This is a genomic window from Ascidiimonas aurantiaca, assembly GCF_037646345.1.
GTDB classification, from domain to species: domain Bacteria; phylum Bacteroidota; class Bacteroidia; order Flavobacteriales; family Flavobacteriaceae; genus Ascidiimonas; species Ascidiimonas aurantiaca.
The window spans coordinates 47,710-70,158 of record NZ_JBBEWR010000014.1 but is presented as its reverse complement, the minus strand read 5'-3'; the positions used below and the strand labels follow the sequence as shown (position 1 = coordinate 70,158).

At 37.4% G+C, this 22,449-nt stretch carries 24 protein-coding genes; 5 read left to right on the top strand and 19 right to left on the bottom strand.

Features of this window, described 5'->3' with window-relative positions; translation table 11 throughout:
* Window positions 1–17: 17 nt before the first annotated feature.
* From WAO84_RS14120 to WAO84_RS14105, 4 genes are all read right to left on the bottom strand, one after another.
* Window positions 18–632: an outer membrane beta-barrel protein gene (locus tag WAO84_RS14120; protein ID WP_340066594.1), complete on the bottom strand. Its 615-nt coding sequence runs from the start codon at window positions 630–632 to the stop codon at window positions 18–20.
* 218 nt (window positions 633–850) lie between these two features.
* Window positions 851–2,260 carry a serine hydrolase domain-containing protein gene (locus WAO84_RS14115; protein ID WP_340066593.1) on the bottom strand — a complete coding sequence of 470 codons (1,410 nt, stop codon included), beginning with the start codon at window positions 2,258–2,260 and terminating at the stop codon, window positions 851–853.
* A gap of 12 nt (window positions 2,261–2,272) precedes the next feature.
* Window positions 2,273–3,517: a M56 family metallopeptidase gene (locus WAO84_RS14110; protein ID WP_340066592.1), complete on the bottom strand. Its 1,245-nt coding sequence runs from the start codon at window positions 3,515–3,517 to the stop codon at window positions 2,273–2,275.
* Complete coding sequence (locus WAO84_RS14105; protein ID WP_340066590.1) at window positions 3,510–3,884, bottom strand: BlaI/MecI/CopY family transcriptional regulator; 375 nt, start codon at window positions 3,882–3,884, stop codon at window positions 3,510–3,512. The genes WAO84_RS14110 and WAO84_RS14105 overlap by 8 nt, the downstream gene beginning before the upstream one ends.
* Window positions 3,885–3,959: 75 nt before the next feature.
* On the opposite strand from WAO84_RS14105, the gene WAO84_RS14100 reads away from it, so the two are divergent.
* Entirely contained in the window at window positions 3,960–4,085 is a 126-nt protein-coding gene (locus WAO84_RS14100; RefSeq protein ID WP_340066589.1) for a hypothetical protein, read from the top strand.
* Window positions 4,086–4,145: 60 nt separating this feature from the next.
* Here WAO84_RS14100 and WAO84_RS14095 read toward each other — a convergent pair whose 3' ends face one another.
* From WAO84_RS14095 to WAO84_RS14065, 7 genes are all read right to left on the bottom strand, one after another.
* Window positions 4,146–4,676 carry a CIA30 family protein gene (locus tag WAO84_RS14095; protein WP_340066587.1) on the bottom strand — a complete coding sequence of 177 codons (531 nt, stop codon included), beginning with the start codon at window positions 4,674–4,676 and terminating at the stop codon, window positions 4,146–4,148.
* 26 nt (window positions 4,677–4,702) lie between these two features.
* Window positions 4,703–4,990, bottom strand: a complete 288-nt coding sequence (locus tag WAO84_RS14090) for a TIGR03643 family protein (RefSeq protein WP_340066586.1) — start codon at window positions 4,988–4,990, stop codon at window positions 4,703–4,705.
* Window positions 4,991–5,031: 41 nt separating this feature from the next.
* Window positions 5,032–5,199: a Lacal_2735 family protein gene (locus WAO84_RS14085; protein ID WP_340066584.1), complete on the bottom strand. Its 168-nt coding sequence runs from the start codon at window positions 5,197–5,199 to the stop codon at window positions 5,032–5,034.
* A gap of 128 nt (window positions 5,200–5,327) precedes the next feature.
* Window positions 5,328–5,843, bottom strand: coding sequence for a hypothetical protein (locus WAO84_RS14080; protein ID WP_340066583.1), 516 nt, complete (start codon window positions 5,841–5,843; stop codon window positions 5,328–5,330).
* Between the two features lie 55 nt (window positions 5,844–5,898).
* Window positions 5,899–6,744 carry a metallophosphoesterase gene (locus tag WAO84_RS14075; RefSeq protein WP_340066582.1) on the bottom strand — a complete coding sequence of 282 codons (846 nt, stop codon included), beginning with the start codon at window positions 6,742–6,744 and terminating at the stop codon, window positions 5,899–5,901.
* A gap of 64 nt (window positions 6,745–6,808) precedes the next feature.
* The gene (locus tag WAO84_RS14070; protein WP_340066580.1) at window positions 6,809–7,285 is read right to left on the bottom strand and encodes an SRPBCC family protein; all 477 of its coding nucleotides are present in this window, start codon (window positions 7,283–7,285) and stop codon (window positions 6,809–6,811) included.
* 48 nt (window positions 7,286–7,333) lie between these two features.
* Window positions 7,334–8,284: a hypothetical protein gene (locus WAO84_RS14065; protein WP_340066579.1), complete on the bottom strand. Its 951-nt coding sequence runs from the start codon at window positions 8,282–8,284 to the stop codon at window positions 7,334–7,336.
* Window positions 8,285–9,033: 749 nt separating this feature from the next.
* On the opposite strand from WAO84_RS14065, the gene WAO84_RS14060 reads away from it, so the two are divergent.
* The gene (locus WAO84_RS14060) at window positions 9,034–9,237 is read left to right on the top strand and encodes a hypothetical protein (protein ID WP_340066578.1); all 204 of its coding nucleotides are present in this window, start codon (window positions 9,034–9,036) and stop codon (window positions 9,235–9,237) included.
* A 1,060-nt stretch (window positions 9,238–10,297) separates the two neighbouring features.
* Here WAO84_RS14060 and WAO84_RS14055 read toward each other — a convergent pair.
* From WAO84_RS14055 to WAO84_RS14020, 8 genes are all read right to left on the bottom strand, one after another.
* Complete coding sequence (locus WAO84_RS14055) at window positions 10,298–10,831, bottom strand: hypothetical protein (RefSeq protein ID WP_340066577.1); 534 nt, start codon at window positions 10,829–10,831, stop codon at window positions 10,298–10,300.
* Window positions 10,832–10,938: 107 nt separating this feature from the next.
* Window positions 10,939–12,150 (bottom strand): Pycsar system effector family protein, encoded by a 1,212-nt coding sequence (locus tag WAO84_RS14050; protein WP_340066576.1) that lies wholly within the window; start codon window positions 12,148–12,150, stop codon window positions 10,939–10,941.
* A 53-nt stretch (window positions 12,151–12,203) separates the two neighbouring features.
* On the bottom strand, window positions 12,204–13,466 hold the full coding sequence (locus tag WAO84_RS14045; RefSeq protein WP_340066575.1) for a hypothetical protein: 1,263 nt from the start codon (window positions 13,464–13,466) through the stop codon (window positions 12,204–12,206).
* 350 nt (window positions 13,467–13,816) lie between these two features.
* Window positions 13,817–13,987 (bottom strand): lmo0937 family membrane protein, encoded by a 171-nt coding sequence (locus tag WAO84_RS14040; RefSeq protein ID WP_340066574.1) that lies wholly within the window; start codon window positions 13,985–13,987, stop codon window positions 13,817–13,819.
* 306 nt (window positions 13,988–14,293) lie between these two features.
* The gene (locus tag WAO84_RS14035; protein ID WP_340066572.1) at window positions 14,294–14,641 is read right to left on the bottom strand and encodes a PepSY-like domain-containing protein; all 348 of its coding nucleotides are present in this window, start codon (window positions 14,639–14,641) and stop codon (window positions 14,294–14,296) included.
* A gap of 224 nt (window positions 14,642–14,865) precedes the next feature.
* Window positions 14,866–15,588: a phosphatase PAP2 family protein gene (locus WAO84_RS14030; protein WP_340066571.1), complete on the bottom strand. Its 723-nt coding sequence runs from the start codon at window positions 15,586–15,588 to the stop codon at window positions 14,866–14,868.
* Between the two features lie 578 nt (window positions 15,589–16,166).
* Window positions 16,167–17,498: a TlpA family protein disulfide reductase gene (locus tag WAO84_RS14025; protein WP_340066570.1), complete on the bottom strand. Its 1,332-nt coding sequence runs from the start codon at window positions 17,496–17,498 to the stop codon at window positions 16,167–16,169.
* Window positions 17,499–17,576: 78 nt separating this feature from the next.
* Window positions 17,577–17,786 (bottom strand): hypothetical protein, encoded by a 210-nt coding sequence (locus WAO84_RS14020; protein ID WP_340066569.1) that lies wholly within the window; start codon window positions 17,784–17,786, stop codon window positions 17,577–17,579.
* 532 nt (window positions 17,787–18,318) lie between these two features.
* Here WAO84_RS14020 and WAO84_RS14015 point away from each other — a divergent pair.
* The 3 genes from WAO84_RS14015 (at window position 18,319) to WAO84_RS14005 (ending at window position 22,431) form a co-directional block, all read left to right on the top strand.
* Window positions 18,319–19,845, top strand: a complete 1,527-nt coding sequence (locus WAO84_RS14015) for a hypothetical protein (RefSeq protein ID WP_340066567.1) — start codon at window positions 18,319–18,321, stop codon at window positions 19,843–19,845.
* Complete coding sequence (locus tag WAO84_RS14010) at window positions 19,842–20,861, top strand: HlyD family secretion protein (protein WP_340066565.1); 1,020 nt, start codon at window positions 19,842–19,844, stop codon at window positions 20,859–20,861. The genes WAO84_RS14015 and WAO84_RS14010 overlap by 4 nt, the downstream gene beginning before the upstream one ends.
* Before the next feature lie 202 nt (window positions 20,862–21,063).
* The gene (locus WAO84_RS14005; protein ID WP_340066563.1) at window positions 21,064–22,431 is read left to right on the top strand and encodes a nucleotide sugar dehydrogenase; all 1,368 of its coding nucleotides are present in this window, start codon (window positions 21,064–21,066) and stop codon (window positions 22,429–22,431) included.
* The last annotated feature ends 18 nt before the right edge of the window (window positions 22,432–22,449 follow it).

Sequence of the window (22,449 nt, the reverse complement as noted above, 5' to 3'; positions counted from 1 at the left end):
TTTTTGTAATCTTAGGATTAGTTACGATCTATGGGGAAAGAAACACCAAATGCAAAGGCCCCGGCAAATTGCTCGGCAGACGGGTGGAAATAATATGTAAATGCAATGTCAAAGTTGCGTTTTCGCCCCAGTTCCAAGCCAATAGAGAAGGGAATATGTAAAAGAACACCACTTTTTTCTATATCAATAGAAGCGGTAGATGTTTCAAATGACCCAAAAGAAACGCCAATACCTGCTTCCAGATAAGGAGCCACCCAGGGAATAGGTGCCGTAACACGCCCTTTACCACCAACTAAAAATGCATTGGTAGTAGCCCTTAAGTCCGGATCGTTGGACGAGGTATCATCTTCATCGGCCCCGGTAATTATATAACCGGCGTACGGCCTTAACTGAAACCATCGTGATAGCCCAAAAACGTATTCTCCCTGCACATATAAACCCGAACCATCTGCTTCAACATCGTCATAAGCGGCGGTGAGTCCGTAGCCCACAGAAACCTCAATAGCTCTTTCCTTTCCGGTTTGGGCATCTGCCTTTTGAGTGGCTAAAACCAGAAGAAATGTAATAACGATACTTATTTTTGGAATGGAAAAATAGCCCAACAACGGGGTTCTATTTGATGTTGTTTTCATGATGTACTAAAAACGGAGGTGATTACGATGTTCTATCTAATTTACACCTCGAAGATAGTAAATCTTTAACTTTCTGGAAGCAGTTATAGAATACCTCACTTCCGGAACTGATAACAGCAGAGAATCTTAATTGGCATGATTTCAGAACAAAAAGGGGGTAGTTTTGTTAAAAAATGTACCCCCTTGTAGTACTTTAAAAAGCAATGAACCCCGATTCGTTAGGAATTGCCTTTACCTGTAATTAAAAACTCTTTTAGTAGTTCAATAGTGAGCCACCAACCAGTGGTACTATTGGTAAACATTACATAGCCCATATCTAACTCCGGAAAAAAGATAAAATTACAAAGAAAACCACTGGAGGGCATATAACCGCTGTGTCCATAAGCTATTCCGAGATTTGTTTCCTCCAAATGTAAACCCAGCCCCCAGTGAAAGCCATCCTCCTCAGTAGAATGTATTTTTAGCATCTCATCATAGGTATCTGAGCGCAACCCTTTCCTGTTTCGTAATCCCAGAGCAAAATTCACAAAACTTTGGGCCTCTACTACCATGCTATAGGCCATCATAGGGTTTTTTACCCTGCTATTCCTACTGGGAAATCCTTTGAGACTCTGACCGTTGGATATTCTTTGTTTTACCTCTTCGGTAGTTTTAAAATACACATCGTTCCAATTGAGCGGGACCAGTACTTCCTCCTTTAGAATGGTTCCTATATCTTTTTGAGTGACGTGCTCTGTCACTCTTTTTAAATACTCAAAACCCTCACCGGAATACCCGAATTGAGTTCCGGGAGTGAAGAGAAGATCAAACTGGCCATCATCATTTCTTTCTGCCCAATTTGGGAAACCACTTTGATGGCTTAATATCAGCCTTGCCGTAATACGTTTGTAACGATCATCATGGGCTACATCTTCAAAAGGCAGATATTCATAAAGTGGTTTATCCAGATCAATGATCCCCTTTTCTACTAAGCGCATTACAGCGTAGGCAAAAACAGGTTTTGTAACAGAACCGGCCTCAAACAAAGTATTTTCATTTACCGGTTCATGTGTAATGAAGTTTTCAACCCCGTAAACGCGATTATGTATGACGTTCCCGTTTTTAATAACGGCCAGAGAAGCGCCAGGCACATGATAATAGGCCATGGTTGTTTCTACAAAAGCGTCTATCTTTTTTATTTTCTCTGTTGTAAAATCACCGTGAAGGATCCCTTTTTCCGGTATATATCCCGTTTTCCCCAGCGTATCGATCTTTAAAGCGGGTAATACCATTTCTTTATTATCTTTTAATTCGCAGAATAATTTAGACTGCTTTGTATCAATCCGAATGAATGCATCGTAATAATGATAAGGAACAGCCGGTGCAATCATATAAGAATCTGTAGGTAAAACAGTAGAATAATTACCCAAAGAATCAACCTCAGCCGATGAAACAAACAAAGGGTTATAGCGTGAAATAATCTTTACCTTTTTAGGAAATCCTTTAATGGCGGTATCCCGCCATATTAACTTCCCGGTAACTTTTACGGAATCTACATCATTTTGGGCATAGATCGCAAGGGGAGCCCAGTATATAATGCTGAAAAGGATACATACTGAGATTTTAAAAAAATGCATTTGTAGTTTCATGATCTACGGGCGTTATTTGGAAACGGTCGTAATTTCAACGGCGCCCAGTTTTCCTTTAGAGCCATATTTTTTTTGAGCATTTTCAGGGCTAAGTTTCACCACTATACATTTTTTACCGGAAACGTTAATAGCATTATCATAAGAAGCCGGCTCGTTATTAAAAACAAAATAGTGTACCTTTCCTAAATAGGAAGCTCTGCCATTTAGAACAAAATCATTTTCACCGTGTTTTATTCTAACGTTTGCTCCTTTTAAATACAATTCATTATCGGCTTTGGACCAAAATAAATAATCTGCATAAACCGTACCCGGGCTTTCCAGAAGTTGTTCATTTTCAGTTTGTATCCATTGAGGATAGTCAAAGAAATGGACCTTGTTAAAAGCAGTACTTACAAATAAAAAAACGGCAATAGGTATAAGCAAAAGGAGACGATAGGCTTTAGGACGTTTTTCCTGAAATTTTGAAATCATAATCAATCTGTTTTTAATAGTTAAAGGATTATTGAAAGCACTGGCAAAACCAGCTACTTTATGAGGGAAAGTGTATTGTAGCAGTTGATCTGCATACTCTGCAGACCTGGTACCGCAGAGCAAAACAAAACGATCTGCGAGGTATTCGTGGTTTATTTTTATTCTTTGTTTGAACAGGTATACAAAAGGATTGAACCAAAACACGATTTGTAAAAGTTCTATAAATACAATATCTATAGAGTGCCATTGATGCTTATGGGCAATTTCATGAATGATGAGTTCTTTTTTGAATTTACCACTTTTAAAATCTGTTTTATTTATAAAGATGGACTGGAAAAAGGTAAAAGGAGGAACATTTTCTTCAATTAAAGATAGCGTATGACCGTTGTAATTTACTTTTTCAGATCGATACTGTTTTACAAGAAGTGTTTTTAGATGCCAGCCAAATCTTATAAGCAGTGCAAAACTAACTATGAAATAAATAGAGATAAGCAATAATGGCATACTAATGAAATCCTGATTAACGGTTGGTAATGCCAGTGTGTTTTCGGCAGAGAGATAACTGGAAACCGATAAAACTTCCATTACCTGATTTTTTGGATCTATATCACTAATCGAAGATGTGTCGAGGGGAATAGCCAATAGAGGAACTAATACTGAAAAGACAAGCGCCAGTAAAAGAATACTGCGATTTGCTTTGTAGTTTGTGGTGTTTTTAAAAAAAACGTGAAAGCCTACATAAAAAATAGCAAAACAAAGCGTAGACTCAATTAAGTATTCAATCATTAGATTTTGATTTTATTTTGTCATCTACAATTTTTCTTAGTTTGATAAGATCCTCATCTGAAATATCAATTTCTTTTGTGAAGAAAGATCCGAACTGTTCAACCGAGTTGTTAAAAAAGTTTTTTAACAGACCTTTCATTTGCCCTGAGAAGTACTGTTCCTTACTTATCAATGCGTAATACTGCCGGCTGTTACCATGTAACTGGTAACTAACAAATCCTTTTTCAATTAATTTTTTTAAAAAAGTATTAATGGTAGTGGTGGCAGGTTTAGGATCGGGATATTCTTCTTTCAACTCTTTGAAAAAGCACTTTTCAAGTTTCCAGAGATACCTCATTAATTGTTCTTCTGATTTGGTTAACTGCATAAACTCTATTCCTTTAGTATTAACTCTAAAAATATAGAGCAAATATACACAAATAATTTAAACCAAGGTAAATTCATGAAAAAGAAAGGAATCTTAACAGGAGAAAACCAGTTCTGTAAGGTTAAAACACAGACCTACGGGAACCAATGGACTTTAGAAGTTACGCGCATTTGGCGTGAAATGCATATACCGTATTTTTAAGAAAAAATGGTTATTATTTTTTGTTTACTTTTTGAAAACAACGCTGTAAAAGGGGCTGAATTATTTAAGCAAAATATGATCAATTTCGAGTTTGAAAGATTCGTTTTTCTTATTACCAATAAGAAAAGCGATTTCTTCTATACTATTGCCTGAGAAGTCAGGCATATTCAATTTGCGTCCTCTAAACGTAGGATACATGTTGTTCATAGGTATTTCAATAGTTTCCCATTGTTCAGGTGCCATAAAATAACTAATGTAGGAGTAATAGTCTGAAGTATTATTTTTTATCCTGAACTGATACCTTTTTGCGTCTCCTTTAACTCTGAGTACTATTTTCGAGTAGGGTTGTGTAGAAACTCTATTAAATTGATATCGTAAAGAAGAGAATCCTCCATTATTCTCCAGGGATACATTTCCTTCAAAAACCCCGTGCCCGTTTTCATTAATATAGAAATTACCGGAGGAGCGTCCGCCCATAACTACATCATCTACAATAATCCAGTTTTCGGCTTTTTTGTTTTCGCCAAAATCAAAAATAGTATATGTGGGTGTAATGGTCAAGAGAGCGAATATTAGAGTTATTTTCTTCATAGCTTCAATTTATGAAATTGAAGGTATTATCGTTTACTGATCCTGTTCCCGGAAATTGCTTTTTGCCTGGAACATTTGAATCGGGTAATTTCCGGGTTTCGCTTTTTCAAATGTTTTTGGCTCACACCGCTGTTTACCCTCTTTCGCCAACGCTTAAAACTCGATTCTTTAAGATGGTCACGCATTAGGGAAATAACCGTTTTTTCAGATAAACCAAACTGAAAAAGAATAGCCTCGAAAGGCGTACGGTCCTCCCAGGCCATTTCAATAACGCGGTCCAGCGCTCGTTCTGTTAATTCTTCTTTTGCAGTCATTTATTTTGGGTATTTTCTTTATCAGGGTATCCGGACAGAGATCATTGATCTAATTGTTCAATTTTTTTCATGATCTCTTCTGCTTCAAATACTTTTTGATCGCTAAGCCTTCTGTTAGTTGTGGAAAGGGTATGTGCTTCCTTTAAAAGCCTGGTGTATTGATCTTGTAATTTTTCTTTTTCTGTTTTCTTTTTAAATAATCCCAGCATTTTTTACCTTTTATAGAGTTATCGATCTTGAATATCGTGAATGAAAGCATAAAAATACAAAATGTTTAACTTTTATTTGAAATAATTAAACATTTTTAGGAAAATTTATTTTCAATGTTCCGTTAGCATTATGTATTATGGGTTTTTAACCATTTTGCAATTCTACTGTAATTGGTAATGAGAATAAATCCTGTAATCGTATTGGCACCGGAAATAAACCACCAGGTATGATCCAGGGGTTCATCTAAAAGATACCCGCTCGTTTCATCCAGTCCATTCGCTGATACTTCCTTTTTAAAGGCCAGATAGCAATAGTGAATGAACTGTGCTATATTATTCACTAAAAGCAAACCTCCAATTACGATAACAGCTACATTAAGAATGTCATTTCCATCAGGTTTTGCTATAGAAATGGTAGTATTTTCAAAGCCTCGTTCCAGTCTAAGTATTCGAATAATACGATCGGTTTGAAAAAGAAATAAATATGCTATTAAAAAATGCAGAAAGGGTATGCCTAAAAGTGATAAATGGTAACCAAGATCAATTATGTACGGAATGTTTGGAATAAAGGTATAGAAGCTGTTAATAAAGGCATACAGGCCAAAGACCTTAATAACAAGTCTGAAAAAAATCATGGGGGTCATATAGCTGTTTTTAAAATGGTTGTAGTGAAACTACCTGTAGATAAAGAGAAAAAAATCAGGTTTTACGCTCCAGGGTAAAAACCGTAATTTCAGGCCGTACATTAAATCGTACCTGCCATAAGTGTCCCAGGGCCCTATTAATGTAGAGCATTCTCCCATCGTTAAGATCAATTTCTCCTGCCGAATACCTACTGTTTTTTACTGGGAGCATGGGAGGCGGAAGAAAAGGAGGCTTGCATTGCCCGCCATGGGTATGGCCGGATAAGATCCATCCCTGGTAGCCCTGCCAGACATCCAGGTCACATACATCAGGATTATGACACAAGGCTATGGCTGCAGTTGAGGGGTCATAATCTCTGAAAGCCGATTGAGGGTGAAAATTCAGAGCCCAGTAATCGTCCAGTCCAATAATATGAAGGCCGTTAAAAGCAGCCATTTCATTGCTAAGTACTCGTATGCCGGCACTTTCTAATTGATGGGTAATCTTGTCGGCCACCGGCTGTTCTGCCCAGTCCAATCCGTAGTCGTGATTCCCCAAAACGGCTGCTGTGCCCTTTTTTCCTCTTACGGCATATTGTAACACAGCATCCAGTTGAGTGTGTTGTTCTGCATTTTCATAATTTACATAGTCACCCGTATAGACTACAAAATCAGGTGAAAGGGCCCGGGCCTTTTGAAAGGAATCGATAATATAGCGGTAGTCAAAACGGTTACCTACATGCACATCACTAATTTGCATAAGTGTTTTTCCAACCAGGTGATCGGGCAGGTGTGCTACTGCCATTTTTCGGTAAACAAATTCTAACCAGAAAGGCTCAACCTGCCATGTATAGAGTCCGCCGGCGAGCCCCAGGCCGGCTGTACCCAGTGCTGTTTTTTTAATAAAACTTCTTCTTTTCATGGTTTGGAGTAGGTCTTAGTGTATGTAAAGTTAACAGGTTTAGGATTCATCCCATAAAAACTCATTAACTTTTTAAGACGTTTTTCCATTTATGGGTTTCTGCAAAGTCTTTGATTATGAGGTTTCTCTTTTGAAGTAGTTTTTCCATATACCTTTTTAAAATAATGACATCAAATAGTTTGCCCAGAAGCCCGAAAGGGGAGGTGTATTCAAAAACATCTACCATTAAAGTACCTTCTTTTTGTGATATAAAACGGTGCTCGTGCTTAAAATGTTTGAATGGGCCCGACACCATTTCATCTGTAAAATAGTCCGGGCGGTTGTAAACAGTTATTTTTACTGTCATGTACTGATAGATCCCAAAGTGTCTTGCTCTCCAGGTAACTGTTTCATCCATTAAAATGAGCCCTTGTGTTTTTCCGGCAATAGCTGTTTCATTTGTATGACGGGTAGATATTTTATGCAGATCAATACTTCGTGAAAGATCAAATACAAGATGTTTATCTGCTTTGATTTGAGTGTATAGTAAAATTTTGGACATGACGAATGGTCAAAAAAACGGTTCGTATATACAAATCGTTCTATAAAACTAGTTTTCAGGTCGTAACAGCATATCAATTTGTTGCTGTTGTTGTTTATTTTCTTCTGTGAGCTGGTTTACCTTTTCCAGAAGCTGGATACTGTAAAGGGTAAGTTCTTCTATTTTCTCCAGGAGTTTCATATTCATCTCACTGAGATAAATACCGTTTGTTTCCATTTCCCTGGCAGAAGGTATATTGGGTAGGTGCCCGTGCTGTTGAATATAGTTTTGTACTTCCGGTAACGATCTTAAGGGGTAGTCTTCCTTAAAAACATAATCGGGCCCCGGTACTGTGAGATCTACTTTTACCTCCTCTGCATGGATATTTCCTTTTACGGTAAGTTTCATATCCGGGGAGGAAGTGCCTATACCAACATTTCCATTTTCATGTATACCCAGTGAGCCATTTTTTGTTCTTAGAAGGAGCCCATAATAACCAGCAAGTTGAACCGAAGTAAAAGTACCTGTAGTAGAGAGGCTGGTGATGGTATTTCTACCGATACCATACCAGGGGCTATTATCAACAATATCATTGAAATTATCAATAGAGAGCCTGTCAGTTCTAATTCCATTCCCTGCCACATGTAGTGTCGCTTCGGGATTTGTGAGGCCGATACCTATATTTCCATTTTCATGCATACTAAATAAACCATCTCTTGTTCTTAGCAACAATCCATAAAATCCTGCGACTTGAACAGAGGTAGAAGTACCTGTGTTAGAGAGCCCGGTAAAACTGTTTCTACCCATACCATACCAGGGACTGTCGTCAATACGATCATTAACATTGGAAACAGAAAACCTGTCAGACCGCACACCATTTCCCACAACATGCAGTGCCGCCAGCGGGTTTGTGGTGCCAATGCCTACATCTCCGCTGGGGGGGAAGGTATTGGTTTGTGAATACAACGTTAGTGATGAAAAGATGATAAACACAAGAAAACTGATTTTAAAGTAAGTCATTTTATAAGATTTTAAGTTATAATGGTAAAAAACATATTTTTTTTGCTGTTCAATCTTACAAAAATAAAATACGATAAAAACTGCGTTTTGTCATTGTTTTACTAAAAGGTTGTTTTTTACTCATAAAACGAAATATTACTTTATATGTAATATATTTCTTATATTTATGAAAAATCTGATCTCAGAACCGTACATTCAAAAAAGTTGTAAAAACAAACGTTTCATGAAACTTAAGGAGATCAGATCTAAGAGTGATTAGTCGCGGGGGCATCACAGCAGATGAAGTGCCCTGCTTTGACAATGTGCTAGCTGCTCAACCGGCTACGGTTGTGGTAGGGGTGAGGTTCTTTTAATACCCGAGTGCTAACAGATCGCAGATCTATTAATTGCCATTGAAAATGCCCCGAACATAACATGTAATCGGTATTTTACGATCATCTACTTATGAAGTTTTTGATATAAAATGTTTTCAAACCGGTACAGTAAAAAGAATAAAGACCAAAAAAAGTGATAAACGTTTTACCAAAGAAAGGACTTGGGAAAATTAGGGCATGTAAAAGTTTGGTAGCTCCTGGAACAGAATGCAAACCTTCGGGATAAAATGGTTCTCCGGGTTATTGTTATGGCTGTTAGCAAAAGTTTCCTCATACCTGTGTGTCACCTTTCCCAACTTTAGCACTTGTTTTTAGAATAGGCTACAACCACTTATACAATCACGAAAATTGAATTAATTAATAAACTAAATAGATATGAAAAAAGTTTTAAATGTTTTAGGCGCAAAGCCTTTAGGAAAAGAAGAATTAAGAAAAATCGAAGGCGGTATAGTTCCTGTTGGAGAAATTCCCTGTGGCGGACCCGGCCAATCCTGTCCCCCGGGTTATTGTTGTGGTCGCGGACAAAATATACGACAAGCCTGCGTAGTGCCGCTACCGGGGTTTATTAACTGCCTTTAAAGGGTGATCCCTATTTATTTCCCATGTGTAAGGTGTAAAATAAAGGGAGCTATTGTCTAAATAATTTAAAAAAAACATACGTAAAAAGAATAATTAGTATTTCAGGATCAGAGCCCTTGCGTAAAGAAGAATTGCGAAAAATTAAAAGAGAAGATGAGATTGATGAAGGTTTGGAATGCGGTACTCATTCTCTAACTTTCTGTCCTTCCCGATTTTGCTGCGGTAGAGTAGGAAGCCCTGGTGTTCTCTTCAGATGTGCAGTGGCAGCTCCTGATTTTAGGAACTGTTTGTAATATTATCCTTGTTCAAATACACTATGGCGGCTTTAGAAAAGCCGCCATAGAAGATTGAGCAACACAGAGGACATGAAAAGTTGCAATTTGTAACAGAAAATCCTGATAAATTACTCGAAATGTACCATACTTTACATACGAATAATGATATAATACCTGAGTTTTCAAAAGAGGTATTACATATTTGGGAAAATAATCTAGAACGTTCTTAGCAGGAGAGGAGTATTCTCCTCTCCATACTTTATGGCAAGTACATTTTATGTAGGGCATACATATTTATTTAATTCTCAGTTAACTGTTTTAAACTTTCTGTTGCCATCGTGTTCCCGGGATCTAATTATAAAGATTTCTTGTATTACATAATTGTATTTTCTGTTTGTCTGTTTTTCTCATATACTTTTCCCAAACTATGGTAAGCGTGTGTTGAATTTGGATACATTTCCATAATGAACTCAAACACCTGCACTGGCTATAATTAAGAATAACCACTAATACACTTATATACCGTTTCATAGGGAATTTACTAATTACAGGAGATGTAATTGTATCTCTTCTCTATCAAACAGGATTACTAATGTATTTTGGGTAATATATTTGATGTATATTTTCTCCCTTTCTCCATTGGGGAATCCTTTAATTCTTCGCGGCCCTCATTTATATTAAGCATCTACTTTCTCTTTTCCATAGTTCCCTCAGTTTTTGCTATATAACGCATATCTCTCTCCAAAAGAATGTAATTGGCTTTTTCCTATTTTAGATCATAGCTATTACTCCTTATCCTCTTCCTCTTGAATGGTTAAAAAGTGATCGGTTACCCCGAGGCCAACTATTTTGATGATATTGGCTACCGTATTGTAAAGCATAAGTACTACGACTATAAGAGCTGAACTTAAAACACTTGAAATCGCCAACGAAATATAATAGATGGTACTGAACCAGTTTTCCGGGACCGAATCGGACTCGGTAATTGGCAAATTAAGAAACAGAAACGCCATTACCGAGGCTATGAATACCGCGGTATCGACTTTCGCAATTAAAAGCACGTGTCGATAATGATCTGATTTGAGCTTGGATGTTGAACTTGAGCTAAGGCCCAGCAATGTCAATAGAAGTGCCAAAATAGTAGCTGAGGCTAAGGCAATGGTATTGCAAAGGGTGTTCAGGCCGTCCACCGAATTCTTGATCAATATTTTCGCTTCATATCCGCTAAGGTGCCCCAAAAGATAGGTTCCCGTAGCAATGACTAAAAGTGATATGCCTCCTCCAAGAAGAGCCCTACTCGTGTATCTGCTTAATTTCATTTTATTTAGTTTAAAGCTCTTTCAAAGCTTATCGGTATTCAAAAGCCAATATGATATAGAATAAGAGTACGTCACTTATGAAGTCTCTTCAAAACGCTGTTGAGATATCATTGTGCCTTAGGTGTTACAGCATCCAGGATTTGCTCGCCCATCCCAAAGTACTTCAGGGCAATAGCAAAGGCTAAAACAGATAGAACTATACCTATTATGAATACGGTATAGGTCCAACGCAACAGTTGATATTTCTTTTTAAGTACCTTTCCCAAATAATATAAATCCATCGTCAGGGACTCATATACCGATTCTTTGCTCTGAATAATACTTCCGATCTTTTTTTTAAAATCCTTTAACTCTAAAGAATAAAAGTTTCCAAAGAAAAGATAGTTTACCTCGGCATCGGCCAATTCCTTTTTGATCAACTTTGCGTTCTCTATCTTGGGGCGCGTAGCCAAAACAGACATTATCATCGAGGCTATACTGAAAATGACAAATATTACCGTAGGGTAGATCAAATAGGAGTTTTCCGGTCTCCCCAACCTAGGAAGCAGATTGGCCAACAATAACGAAATGATAATAGCGTTTACAGACAAAAGGATGTTCGCCTTTGTGTCTGCAATATCGCTCAACTTTATATGATTCCGCAATTGTATCCGGTAAAGTGATTGGATGGCGCGCTCCGGGCTTTGGTTCTTTAGCTTTACCTTTAGTTTTTCTTTTTTTTTCTTCTTTTTGACCTTCTTGATCGCCCCTACAAGTGCAATAGAGTTCTTTTCCTTTTGTTCTGTCCAGTTTTCATTGGCGTACTTTGTAAAATAATGGTGCCTGCCACGCAGTATTTTGAGAAAGTATTCCATCCATTCGGTCAACGTGGGTACATCTGCTTCAAAATGGGCAAGCTCCATCCGCTTTAGTTCAATGAGTTCCTTAAAATCTTTGGAGCCATAAAAAGCGGTGCGTGCATCCCGTAAGATCTTGGCTTCATTACTTATGGGTTCTTCCTCGTCCCAGGCCGAAACTATAAGGGAATGTACTTTGTTGTAATCTGCTTTTGGCGCATCTTCCCCGGAGAGATAGTCTTCGGCCAGCATACAGCTCTGCTTGACATGGCTATGATAATCTTTGGCGAAACCGACATGAAGGAACCAAGCCGCCAAAAGGGTAATGCTTTTATCAACGTTTTTAATCTCTGAATTTTCTAAAAGCTCCTCTGTTCTGGATACGACTTCTTTGGTCCTGTCCAAGCTATGGAACACATGTTCAGGGTGTAATTTTTCGGTAAGGTATTTCGTAACGAATTCCTCAACTTGTTGAATTTTCATGTTTTAAGTGTTTTGGTTCAATGACTTGCATGCCTGATCGTACTAACTTAGTTTTAAGGTGCCGGATCTTTGCAATCAAAGCACTGCAAAAGATGACCGGAAAGTTCAAGCTCTTCTGAACCTTTCAGTTCAATATTCTGCATAGGGCGTTCTTTCAATATCCTATAAAATTCATCGGCATAGTCTATAAGTGCCGCTCTTCTTGCCTTTATTTTTTTTCTTATTTCGGGACCATTCAAACTATCGATAGTTGCGGGCCAGGCTTTAAAAGCTTTTTCTATTTCCCTATTGTTCAACTGATTTTGTAATCGAATAGCTTCCGTCCTGAACCGTTCGGAAGTGGCAGTTCTCAGGAAATATTCATCAAAAGTACGGACGTAACCCTGCATAAAATCGATTTCAGAATCAAATGTTTGTATCTCGGGATATGTAATATCATTAGCGATTAAATTAGGCAAAATACCATCCAGGTTGAAAAAGGCATTGTCTCGGTCTGTAGGAACAGGAATAGCAATATATTCATCCTTAACCTTTTTAATTGCCCAGCCCCATTGTTTTGCATGCCGATCCCAATCGCCAATGACCAAATCGAATAGCCGTGCCCGGATCAATGTGTTCTGGTCAATAGATACCTTATCACCTTCTTTTAGCTTAAGCTTCTGAAGGTCTTTTGTGTCTAAAATATTAATGATTCCATCAAGCCCGGTCCAGTTTACCTTTCCCTCGCTCTCATATTCAAAAAAGTAGAGACGGTTGCCAAATTTGTCATTGAAATCTCCTAAGGTTTTTTGTATGGGCACGAATAACAACTCTGGTTTTGTATGAAGAATATTTGCTGCCTCTGATAGTTGTGCAACGACCGGGGCAGCATAGGGATGTTGTGCTGAAACTCCATCAACAACAATGTTTTCCAGTCCAAGTGTTGCTACTATATCCGGAACTAATTTCGATGGGTCTTTGCTTAAACTGCGCAGTGTATAACGAATACCGAGGCGATCTTCGAGTTCCAGAGAATGAGTCTGCTTGCCACCGCCCTGTTCAATGACCTTCAGACCACCTTTTAAGGTATCCAGAAAAGCTATAGGCACCGTAACGGGTGACTCCCATGCATCCCTATATTGTTCCCCTTGCATAATTTCTTTTAGAAGGCTTGCCTCGTAAAGGGTGTTGGCGGCCACGGTAACGGAATCAAAATCCCTGAAACTTATCTGGTCTATATCTGATACATCCAGTATTTCGCAAGTTCGGAAATGGTCTTCTGTCTCTGAAACGGATAGATACACCAAAATGACGAAAGCCACAACGATAGTAATCAAGATTAAAATGATTTTTTTCATTAGCAGATCAACTATTAACGATTTGCAATTCCCCAATAAATATGGTATAGATATACGTGTCGTACAGTATCATAAACAGGTTATATCTGGACGCGACTATGACTTCATTCTCACGGATCTTTAAACCACTCGTCACTTTTTCAAGAACGATGCACCCATGGACGAATTTATTTAGGAATCAGAGAATTTGCAGAACAATACCCACGAAGTCTTAAAAAAACTGTACGCTTAGCCAAAATACAGAATGGATATATATCTAATTTGAGTATATTGGCAATGTATTCTTCAGTACAATTTCCTGAAATCCCTTGATATGGATGATTTCTTACTTATCTAAAGGGCTTACGACCAGAAATGATATTGTAAAGAATAGCAATTACGGCGATTACGATAAGTATGTGGATTAAATTGCCGGAGCCAATTCCAGATACTATACCTAAAAGTCCCAAGAGCCAGATAACGATACAGATAACGGCGACTAGCCATAGAATACTTCTCATAATAATGGTTTTTGATTTGTTATAAGTTTTTTTTTAGTTTTAAAGCGTTTTGTGACACCTTTTTTCCGGAACAGCCTCTATACATATTTTATCGCTTTGTATCCAAAATATAGGAGCCCTAATTTCTTATTTCGTAAAAACATTCTGCCAGCCAACAGCTTTCGTAAAGCCATAGTGTTTATATAAATAACGGTTATATCACTCAATCGATCTTTTTTTTACAAAAGCCTTTATATACATAAAGGTTAGGCTCTTAAAGATAGTCGAAAGTTTCAAATATGACTGGATATTACCACCTTGATATATTTAGGGGTAGTTAATAATTGTGCCATTTTCCTTGAACTCTACATCTTTGTTTTTCCCTTTTCGTTTAAATTCGACATCATAGAACCTTCCTTTGCTATGATGATCGACTTCTTCGATCTCGGCGATTTTCTCTCCATCAAAATGATCTTTCAGTTTGTCTTTTACCAATTGGGGCAAGTCTTTCTTTTTTATGCTTCTTTCTGTTTCCAACCACTTTCCATTCGGGCTAAAATCGGCTCTAAGGCTTTTGCCATCCATTTTAAAGCTGGCCTCAAAATTCCCGTTATCGTCCTTATGCCAGTCTGGGTCATTCTCTCCTGGATATTTTTTCTCGAATGTCTTTTGCACTGCAGCAGGAACATCTTCCTGTGCTGAGGAACAGAAAGAGAATAATGAACAGAGAATCAGTGTTGTGAAAATTTGAAATCGTATTTTCATATAATTTTGCTTCATGAGGGAAACTACCTAAGTTTTTTTAACTGTATTGTCTCAAAAAAACCGAAGGTTGACGCTATCGATAATTTTGATCCCGTTATTTAATTGAGATAGAATGCGTAATGAACAGGTCTTGATCAGGTTAAAGGATCCTGGCGAAAGGCCTCGATTAAATTGAATATAAGGATGCAAAAAAATACCCAGATAGCACCGGCAATCCATCCGCCTAAAATATCGGAGGGAAAGTGTACACCTAGATATATTCTGCTAGTCCCAATACTAATGATAAGAAGGGACAATACAAAAATTGTTAATGTCTTTGCTATTAAAGGTATTTTTAGCTTATAAACCAGGTAGATCAAGAAACCGTAAAATGCCATGGAGCTCATGGCATGTCCGCTTGGATAGCTTAATGTCTTTACCGAAACCAAATGCTCTATCTCTGGCCTGGCCCTGTTGAAAACCCGCTTGAGAATAACATTTGAAATGGTAGCAAGGAATAACACGAGTATTACCTGAAATACATATTTCCATTTTTTAAATGTATAATAAATTAATGCTGTGGTAATAAACAGCATTACCAAATATCCATTGACATCACCCACGTCGGTCACAAAAGTAAAGTAGCGTGTCAATTCTGGAGAGCGCAACGCTACAAAGCTGTCTGTAACACTTTTATCAAAATCGCCCATGAGTTCTGCCTTTACATCTGACGTCAATTCTACGAATAAATTGATCCCTATTATGAATACTATTAGAGAAATAAGTATTGTAGCCACATACGGAGAATTCCGCAATGTTTCACCTGAAAATGCAGACCTGATTGTATTAATTGAAGATTTGAGAAATTCTCTTACCATTGGTCCAATTTATTTTGAAAGTAGTCAAAAGACTAATACGACTAAAAAATGTTGATCAAGCCTTTTAACCTATTTAATGATTGACCCAAAAAGTATCTAAATGTGAGCCTTTAGAAGGCTTTGAATACTAAAGACTTATCATATAAAGGCAAATATTATTATGGCGCTTGACTAAAGCAAATTTATACATTTGTTCTGAAAGCCTTATTAATTTGTACAAAATTCATGAATCACACTTCTCAATTTCAAGTTATGCTATAAGATTTGTTTTCAAGAAAGTGAGCCTTTATTGGCAATTTTTTTATTTTTCTAAAGAGTGTTTTGAAGTAACTTATTCAATCTTTTCTTCTAAGTTTCTTATAAGTTTCTTATAAGTTTCTAATGTAACTGTATTGCTTGTACTAAGGGTTTCAGGGTCAATCTGGTGATTAATTACTCACATAAGGAAAAATTCTTTTACTGTTCTTTTTTCTACTTTTATAGAGAAGCCTCATCGTTCTAAAGCGCAAAAAAGTTGGGAAACATTGTTTCTCAACTCCCAGTTTTCGTGTATATGGATATGGTTTTGTTCTCTGAATTTACGAACCTGCCATAAGCTCTTCAATAGCCAATAACGCTCCTTTTCCAGAACCCCTGTAACGTATATTACGGTCTTTATCAATAAGAATAAAGGTAGGGTAGCTTTCAACTTGCAGGGCCTTTACCAGCCCTTTGCTATCTTTTCCGCTTTTGGCATTTCCTTCAATATAGTGGTGGTGCCAGTCCATTTTGTGTTTTTGTATATAGTCAATTACCGGCTCCGGAGTTTTATCAAAGGCAATGCTTACCAGGTGTATCTGATCCTTATATTCCGAATGCATTTTTATCAGATCGGGCGTAAGTTCCTTACAGGGGCCGCACCAGGTACCCCAAAAATCCAGTATCACCCATTTTTTGGAGGTTGCCAGGGCCTTTATCGAAGTTTCCGTACCATCCATAAGCTCGAAAGAATAGTTCCGCATTTTTTCACCTTTTTTATACCCGTATTCCTTACTTTTCATTTTCAGATCCCTGATATAGATCTTTGAAAAGTAAGGGTCTATACTATCAAAACGGTAATAACGGTTGTTTAGAAAAAAAGTGTCTTTAACTTTATATAAATTAGAACGATAGTCGGGCGATTTTCGTGAAGGAAACCTGTTGTTTTCATCAGCAAGTAATATTTTTCTGCCAAAAAGAGAAAATTCACTGACTGCGACCTTACGATCCACACCATCTATGGTCATTTCTCCTAAAAGATACTCCTGAGTTTCCGCTTTTAACTGTAGAGAGTCTTCTAATGTGTGTTTCCTATTGTCTGTATAATATACTTCTGCAGGTAAAGGACGTATTTTCATCACCCTGTCGGTTACTTTTTTACCATTAAAAAAAGAATACGTAATATCCAAAAAGGGAAAAGAATCCCTTGCACTGGGATTGTGAGACACTACCTTTTTAAGTTCTCTGTCAAATTCTATGGGGGTCTCATCAGAGAAATCAAAATTGTTATTGGTATCTACCAGTATTACCTGTTTGCCGTTGCGGTACCCGCTAAGGGCCCAGTTTCCGGGTTTAAAACTATCTCTTGGAAATTTTACCGAATCGATGATCCCGTTTTGGTATAATTCAGTAATTTTTTTGCTCCGGTACCGTGAAAAAAACTGGAATACAAAGGTATCCAGTTGCGGAACCCCCCGAAGGGTGTTTTTATCCCGATATCGATAACTGGACTGTTGTAGGATGCTTCCTGTAGGTGACTGCGTAGGCTTTTTTACAAGCTCTACGGCCCACATCTCTTTTTCTTCTTTAATTTCTTTTGTTGCGTTGTTTTTGCAGGCTCCTAAAAAAAACAGGCTCCCCATTAAGATTAAAATATATCTAACGTGATTCATATCAAAAATAGGCTGTAAAAAGCCGTTTTTTGGCCCTTTGGAGATATAGAGGGTTTAGAAAACGGCTTTTGTGTATTATTATCCAATAGGTAAAACATCGGTGGGGTTACAAGGTTCATTTTGCTGATCGGAACTACATCCTACATTGTCTTCTGCTATGCAATTAGTGCCCTGGCATAATACGGTTTTACCACCTCCACAACTGGCTACACAGGAAGCGAAATCTCCTCCTAAAACAGCCCGTAACTCTTTTCTGGATAATGATCTGTACTTAAAACTGGTTTTCATTTTAACATTTGTAAATTAAACATCATTTATTTATATGTGCCTAATCATTTTCTATACCCTTTAATATGGTAAGAAAATAGAACAGGAATATATACGTTCGTTAAACAATGATGCTTTTTTATAAACCATAGCTAGATATAACTTATCTGGTTTTTATTGTTATCAAAAATAGAATAAACACATATACTTTTTGAAAATTAAATCGTATTTAACACGAAAGATTTTACTTCTTTCTTTGCTATATTTTTGCTAGAAACACTTGTATATCCTATGTTTCCGAACGTCAATAACAAAAAATAAATGGAAAAACTTTAACGTTTTTCTGAAAACTACTCCATGCGCATACTCCCAAAATCATTACCTTTTTCAAAGCATTTTGTAAAACACATTTATAGTCACAGGTTTTTGTTTGTAAAAAAATATTTTGTCTCTTCAAATACTTTAACTTCAGAATACTGCCATTCATCTACAACAGGTTGCGCTTAAACTATTCTTACACACAGGCCCCTGTTTTCCAACCTACTTTTGGACTATGAAACCTACTGTTTTTATTATATGGATGTTAGTTTTCTGCGCTTCTTCTCAGGCGCAGGTACTGGACGGGTTACTTGTAAAAGCTGATAGCCTGTACCAGACTACAGGGCAAACCCTGGTTTTTGAAGATACCTCTTCTTCACAGAAATTCCCTTTTGAGTTTTATCAGGAAAGCCCTACTCATGCAAATCATTTTGAGATACGGTTAAAAGAATTAGAAGCTACTGAATACCAAAAAGACTGGGGTTTGGTATTTAAAGCAAATTCCAATTACAATTTTAGAGATGCGTTTGATCAAGAATTCAATACATTTAACCGGTTAAACCTTAGAGCAGAGGTTGAATGGAACATCCTAAAAAACGGATTTACCTATAACCGAACCAAAGCACAACAAAAGCTAAACGAGGCCCGACACCTAAAACTACAGGACCAACAGTTAAAAAAGCAGGTATGGCGAAGACAGTTTAGAACAGACTACCAGTATATTGCCAACAAAGAAGCTATTGAGCTATTTGAATCTTTCTTGACTTTTGAAAATAACTATTTTGATTTTCTAAACACCCTGTATGTTCAAAAACTAATAAAAAGAGAGCGGCTTATTACCGTAAGTAATCAGATCCATATTCTTCAAAACCAGTTAGAAGTACTAAAAAAAGAAAATGAACTGTTACAGGACAGTATTTCTTCTACCACCTCTTTTTTACAAAAACTACCCTTGTTTACCATTCGTACAGATAGTATATCTATGGCCAATAGTATATACAACACCCCGTATTTACAGGAGAATATTGAACTGGAACACAAACCTGTTAACAACTTTAGCCTGTCGGTATATGTTAACCAAAATTTCAATTATTCATTTACACGAAATCAGGTTTTTGCCTCTGTTGGCTTTCGTTTCAGGGCACCTCTGAGACTTAACAAACGAAAACAAATTATAAAAACAAAGCTTCAACTTCTGGCAGCCCGGGAAAAAGACCGCAGCGCCGGGGCATATTCAAATCTCATTACCTATATAAACACCTATAATGAGAAACTAAAAGACCTGCAAAATCAATATAAAAACTGGAAAGTCATTTCTGAGCGCATACGAATTTTAAAAGTATTAAAATCAGAGTTAAGCTCGTACGATACCGGACTCCTTATCCTGGAACTGGCCGAAGAGCAGTTTGCGATCCTTGAAAATATGATCCAGCTTAAAAGGCAGTTGTACAACACTATAGCTCACCTTTTTGAACAATACCCTTCACAACGGCTGCAGGATATGCTGGTTCCTTATGTTTTTACAGAAGAAAAAAATAAACCCTTGGTACTGCTTACTAAAAGCAACCAATATTCATTGGATTTTCAATATGACTTTTTACAGGCCGGAAACCATTTTACCATAGCCGTCCGGGAGGATCATTTACAGATACAGCAATACCTTACCGGTAAAAAAATACCTTTTACCCTGGTTCAAAAAGGAAATGAAAATATGCGGGTAGAAGACCTGATACATGAAGAACTTAAAAAAATCGTCCCATGAAAAAATTTACATACAAAGAAGGAAAAGCGGTGATACGAACGCTTAAGGAGCCTAAAACAAAAAAGAAGAAACTAAATTTTGACAGAGTTCTGTATTTTTTGATCCTGATAGCCCTGTGTATATGGTTGGTGAGTTTTGTTTACAAAAAAACTGCCTGGATATACGGTAACGGACAAATGCTCATGGAAAAGGTAGATGTAAATTTTACCAACGACATAAGGGTAAAAGAAATGTTTATAAATGAAGGGCAGAGGGTCAATGCCGGAGATACACTTTTCAGGTATTTTCAGGATCATTTTGACAGTGATGCATCACTTGTTTTAAAAGACTTGGACCGAACTGAGAAAAATGCCGCCGATTTTCAGGATCTTTTAAAAGAGATCCGCTTAAAAGAGATCCAGTTGGCGCATCAAAAAGAGCAGTTGGTACTTTTGAAAGCACAGGAAGCACAAATCACCAGGCTCGTGTTATTGGATGTATATACCAAAACCAAACTCGATGAAGTAGTAAACCAAAAATTTGAGTTACAAGGAAAAATAAAACTCCTGCAAAATGAGATATACCTGCTGTCTCTTCAAAAAAAGTACCTGGGCCAGGCACCGGCATTATTATCTGCAGGTAATTCAAATTATGCGAGCACCTATATATCTCCCATCAATGGAGTAATAGGGCAGATCCTTAAAAACAGTGAGGAAGCCTGTTATAAAACCGAAAATGTCATGACCATACACGATGTAAACAAAGTATTTATTAAGGCGTATTTCGATCTGAAAGACATTGCTACCGTTAAAGAAGGAAGCCTGGTATATGTAGAGTTTCCTGATAAAACCCTGTCAAAAGGCATTATAAACAAACTTTATATAGCTACCTACGAGGCCCCGACTGAATTTCAAAAAAAATACGAGCCCACCGAGCGGAACATTCTTGCAGAGATCATTCCTGTAAACAAAGAAGAGATCCCCCAATGGGGCCGGTATTACAAACTGAACCTTAAAGTAAAAGTAGGTAAATTTTAACCTTGCCAATACCCCTGCTTTCAAAAGCCTCAGGAAGTTTTTTCTGAGGCTTTTTTTATCACCAAAACAGAAAACCGCTTATCTGCAAAAAAATACAACTCGTCTTCACAAGGCAGACAGTCCGTCTAAAAGTAGGTGAAAATACAGAGATCTCCCTCTATTTTAGTACTAATAAATGGTTATAAAATCAAATTTTAGAGTTATGAACGTTGTCACAAAAAAAGAAAACACACATTTTTTCTCTAATCAATATCCAAAGCTGGTATATCGTAAAGATCAATTGTTTAAAGAGTTAAAAGCCAAAGAAGAAAATATTGCCGTAGTGGGTCTTGGGTATGTAGGGTTGCCTCTGGCCGTGCACATGGCCTCAAAGTTCAGAGTAATAGGGTATGACATTAACACGGAGAAAGTAATGCAAATAAAAAATCACGAAGATCCCTGTAAAGAATTGAAGAGTAGTGATTTTCAAAACAAAGATATTACATTCACCATCCAAGAAGAAAGGCTTAAAGCTGCTAAATTTTATATAGTGGCCGTACCCACTCCTATAAGTAAAGACAAAAAGCCTGATCTGGCACCTTTAAAGTCAGCTACAGCCCTGGTGGCCCGCAACCTTAAGAAAAGAGATTGTGTTGTTTTTGAATCGACCGTTTTTCCGGGATGCACAGAAGAAGTGTGTATCCCTATTTTAGAAAGCATTTCCGGGCTTACCTGTAATAAAGATTTTACCGTAGGCTATTCTCCTGAAAGAATTAATCCGGGAGATACCCAACACACCTTTACAAAAATCAAAAAAATAGTTTCCGCTAGTACAGAGGAAAGCTTAGAACTTATTGCCAATGTATATGAGAGTGTGGTAGAAGCCGGCGTTCACAAAGCAGCCTCCATTAAAGTAGCCGAATCAGCCAAAGTAGTAGAGAACATCCAGAGAGATGTAAATATTGGTCTTATGAATGAATTGTCTCAGATCTTTAGCGTTTTAGGTATTAATACCAAAGAAGTATTGGAAGCCGCGGGTACCAAATGGAATTTCCACAACTATTTTCCCGGACTGGTAGGAGGGCATTGTATTGGTGTTGATCCCTATTACCTCATAGAAAAGGCTAAAGAAAACAGGTTTACACCCAAACTCCTAGAACAGGTACGAGAAGTAAATGAGGGGATGACAGAACACATTGCCTTACAGTTGGAAAGAAGATTGTACAACAAGCGTTTCCGAAAAAACAAAGTGTCTGTACTCGTTAAGGGGATTACCTTCAAAGAGAACGTAAACGATATACGAAATTCTAAGACGGCTGAATTATGCCTCGAACTCCAAAAACGAGGGTATGAAGTAGTTATTCAGGATTATATGGCCGATCCGGAAGAAGTAAAAAACACATACGGACTGGACGTAGTAGGCGCTACCACACAGGAGTTTGATGCCATTATTCTAGCCGTAGATCATGAAAATTACAAACATCTCTCACATGATGATTATTTGGAGAACGGTACTGAAGAAACCGTGATCTTTGATGTAAAAGGCGACAAGAAACACAAGTTCCCTCAGGATATTTATATGTCATTGTAAAACAGAAAAAAACCTTTA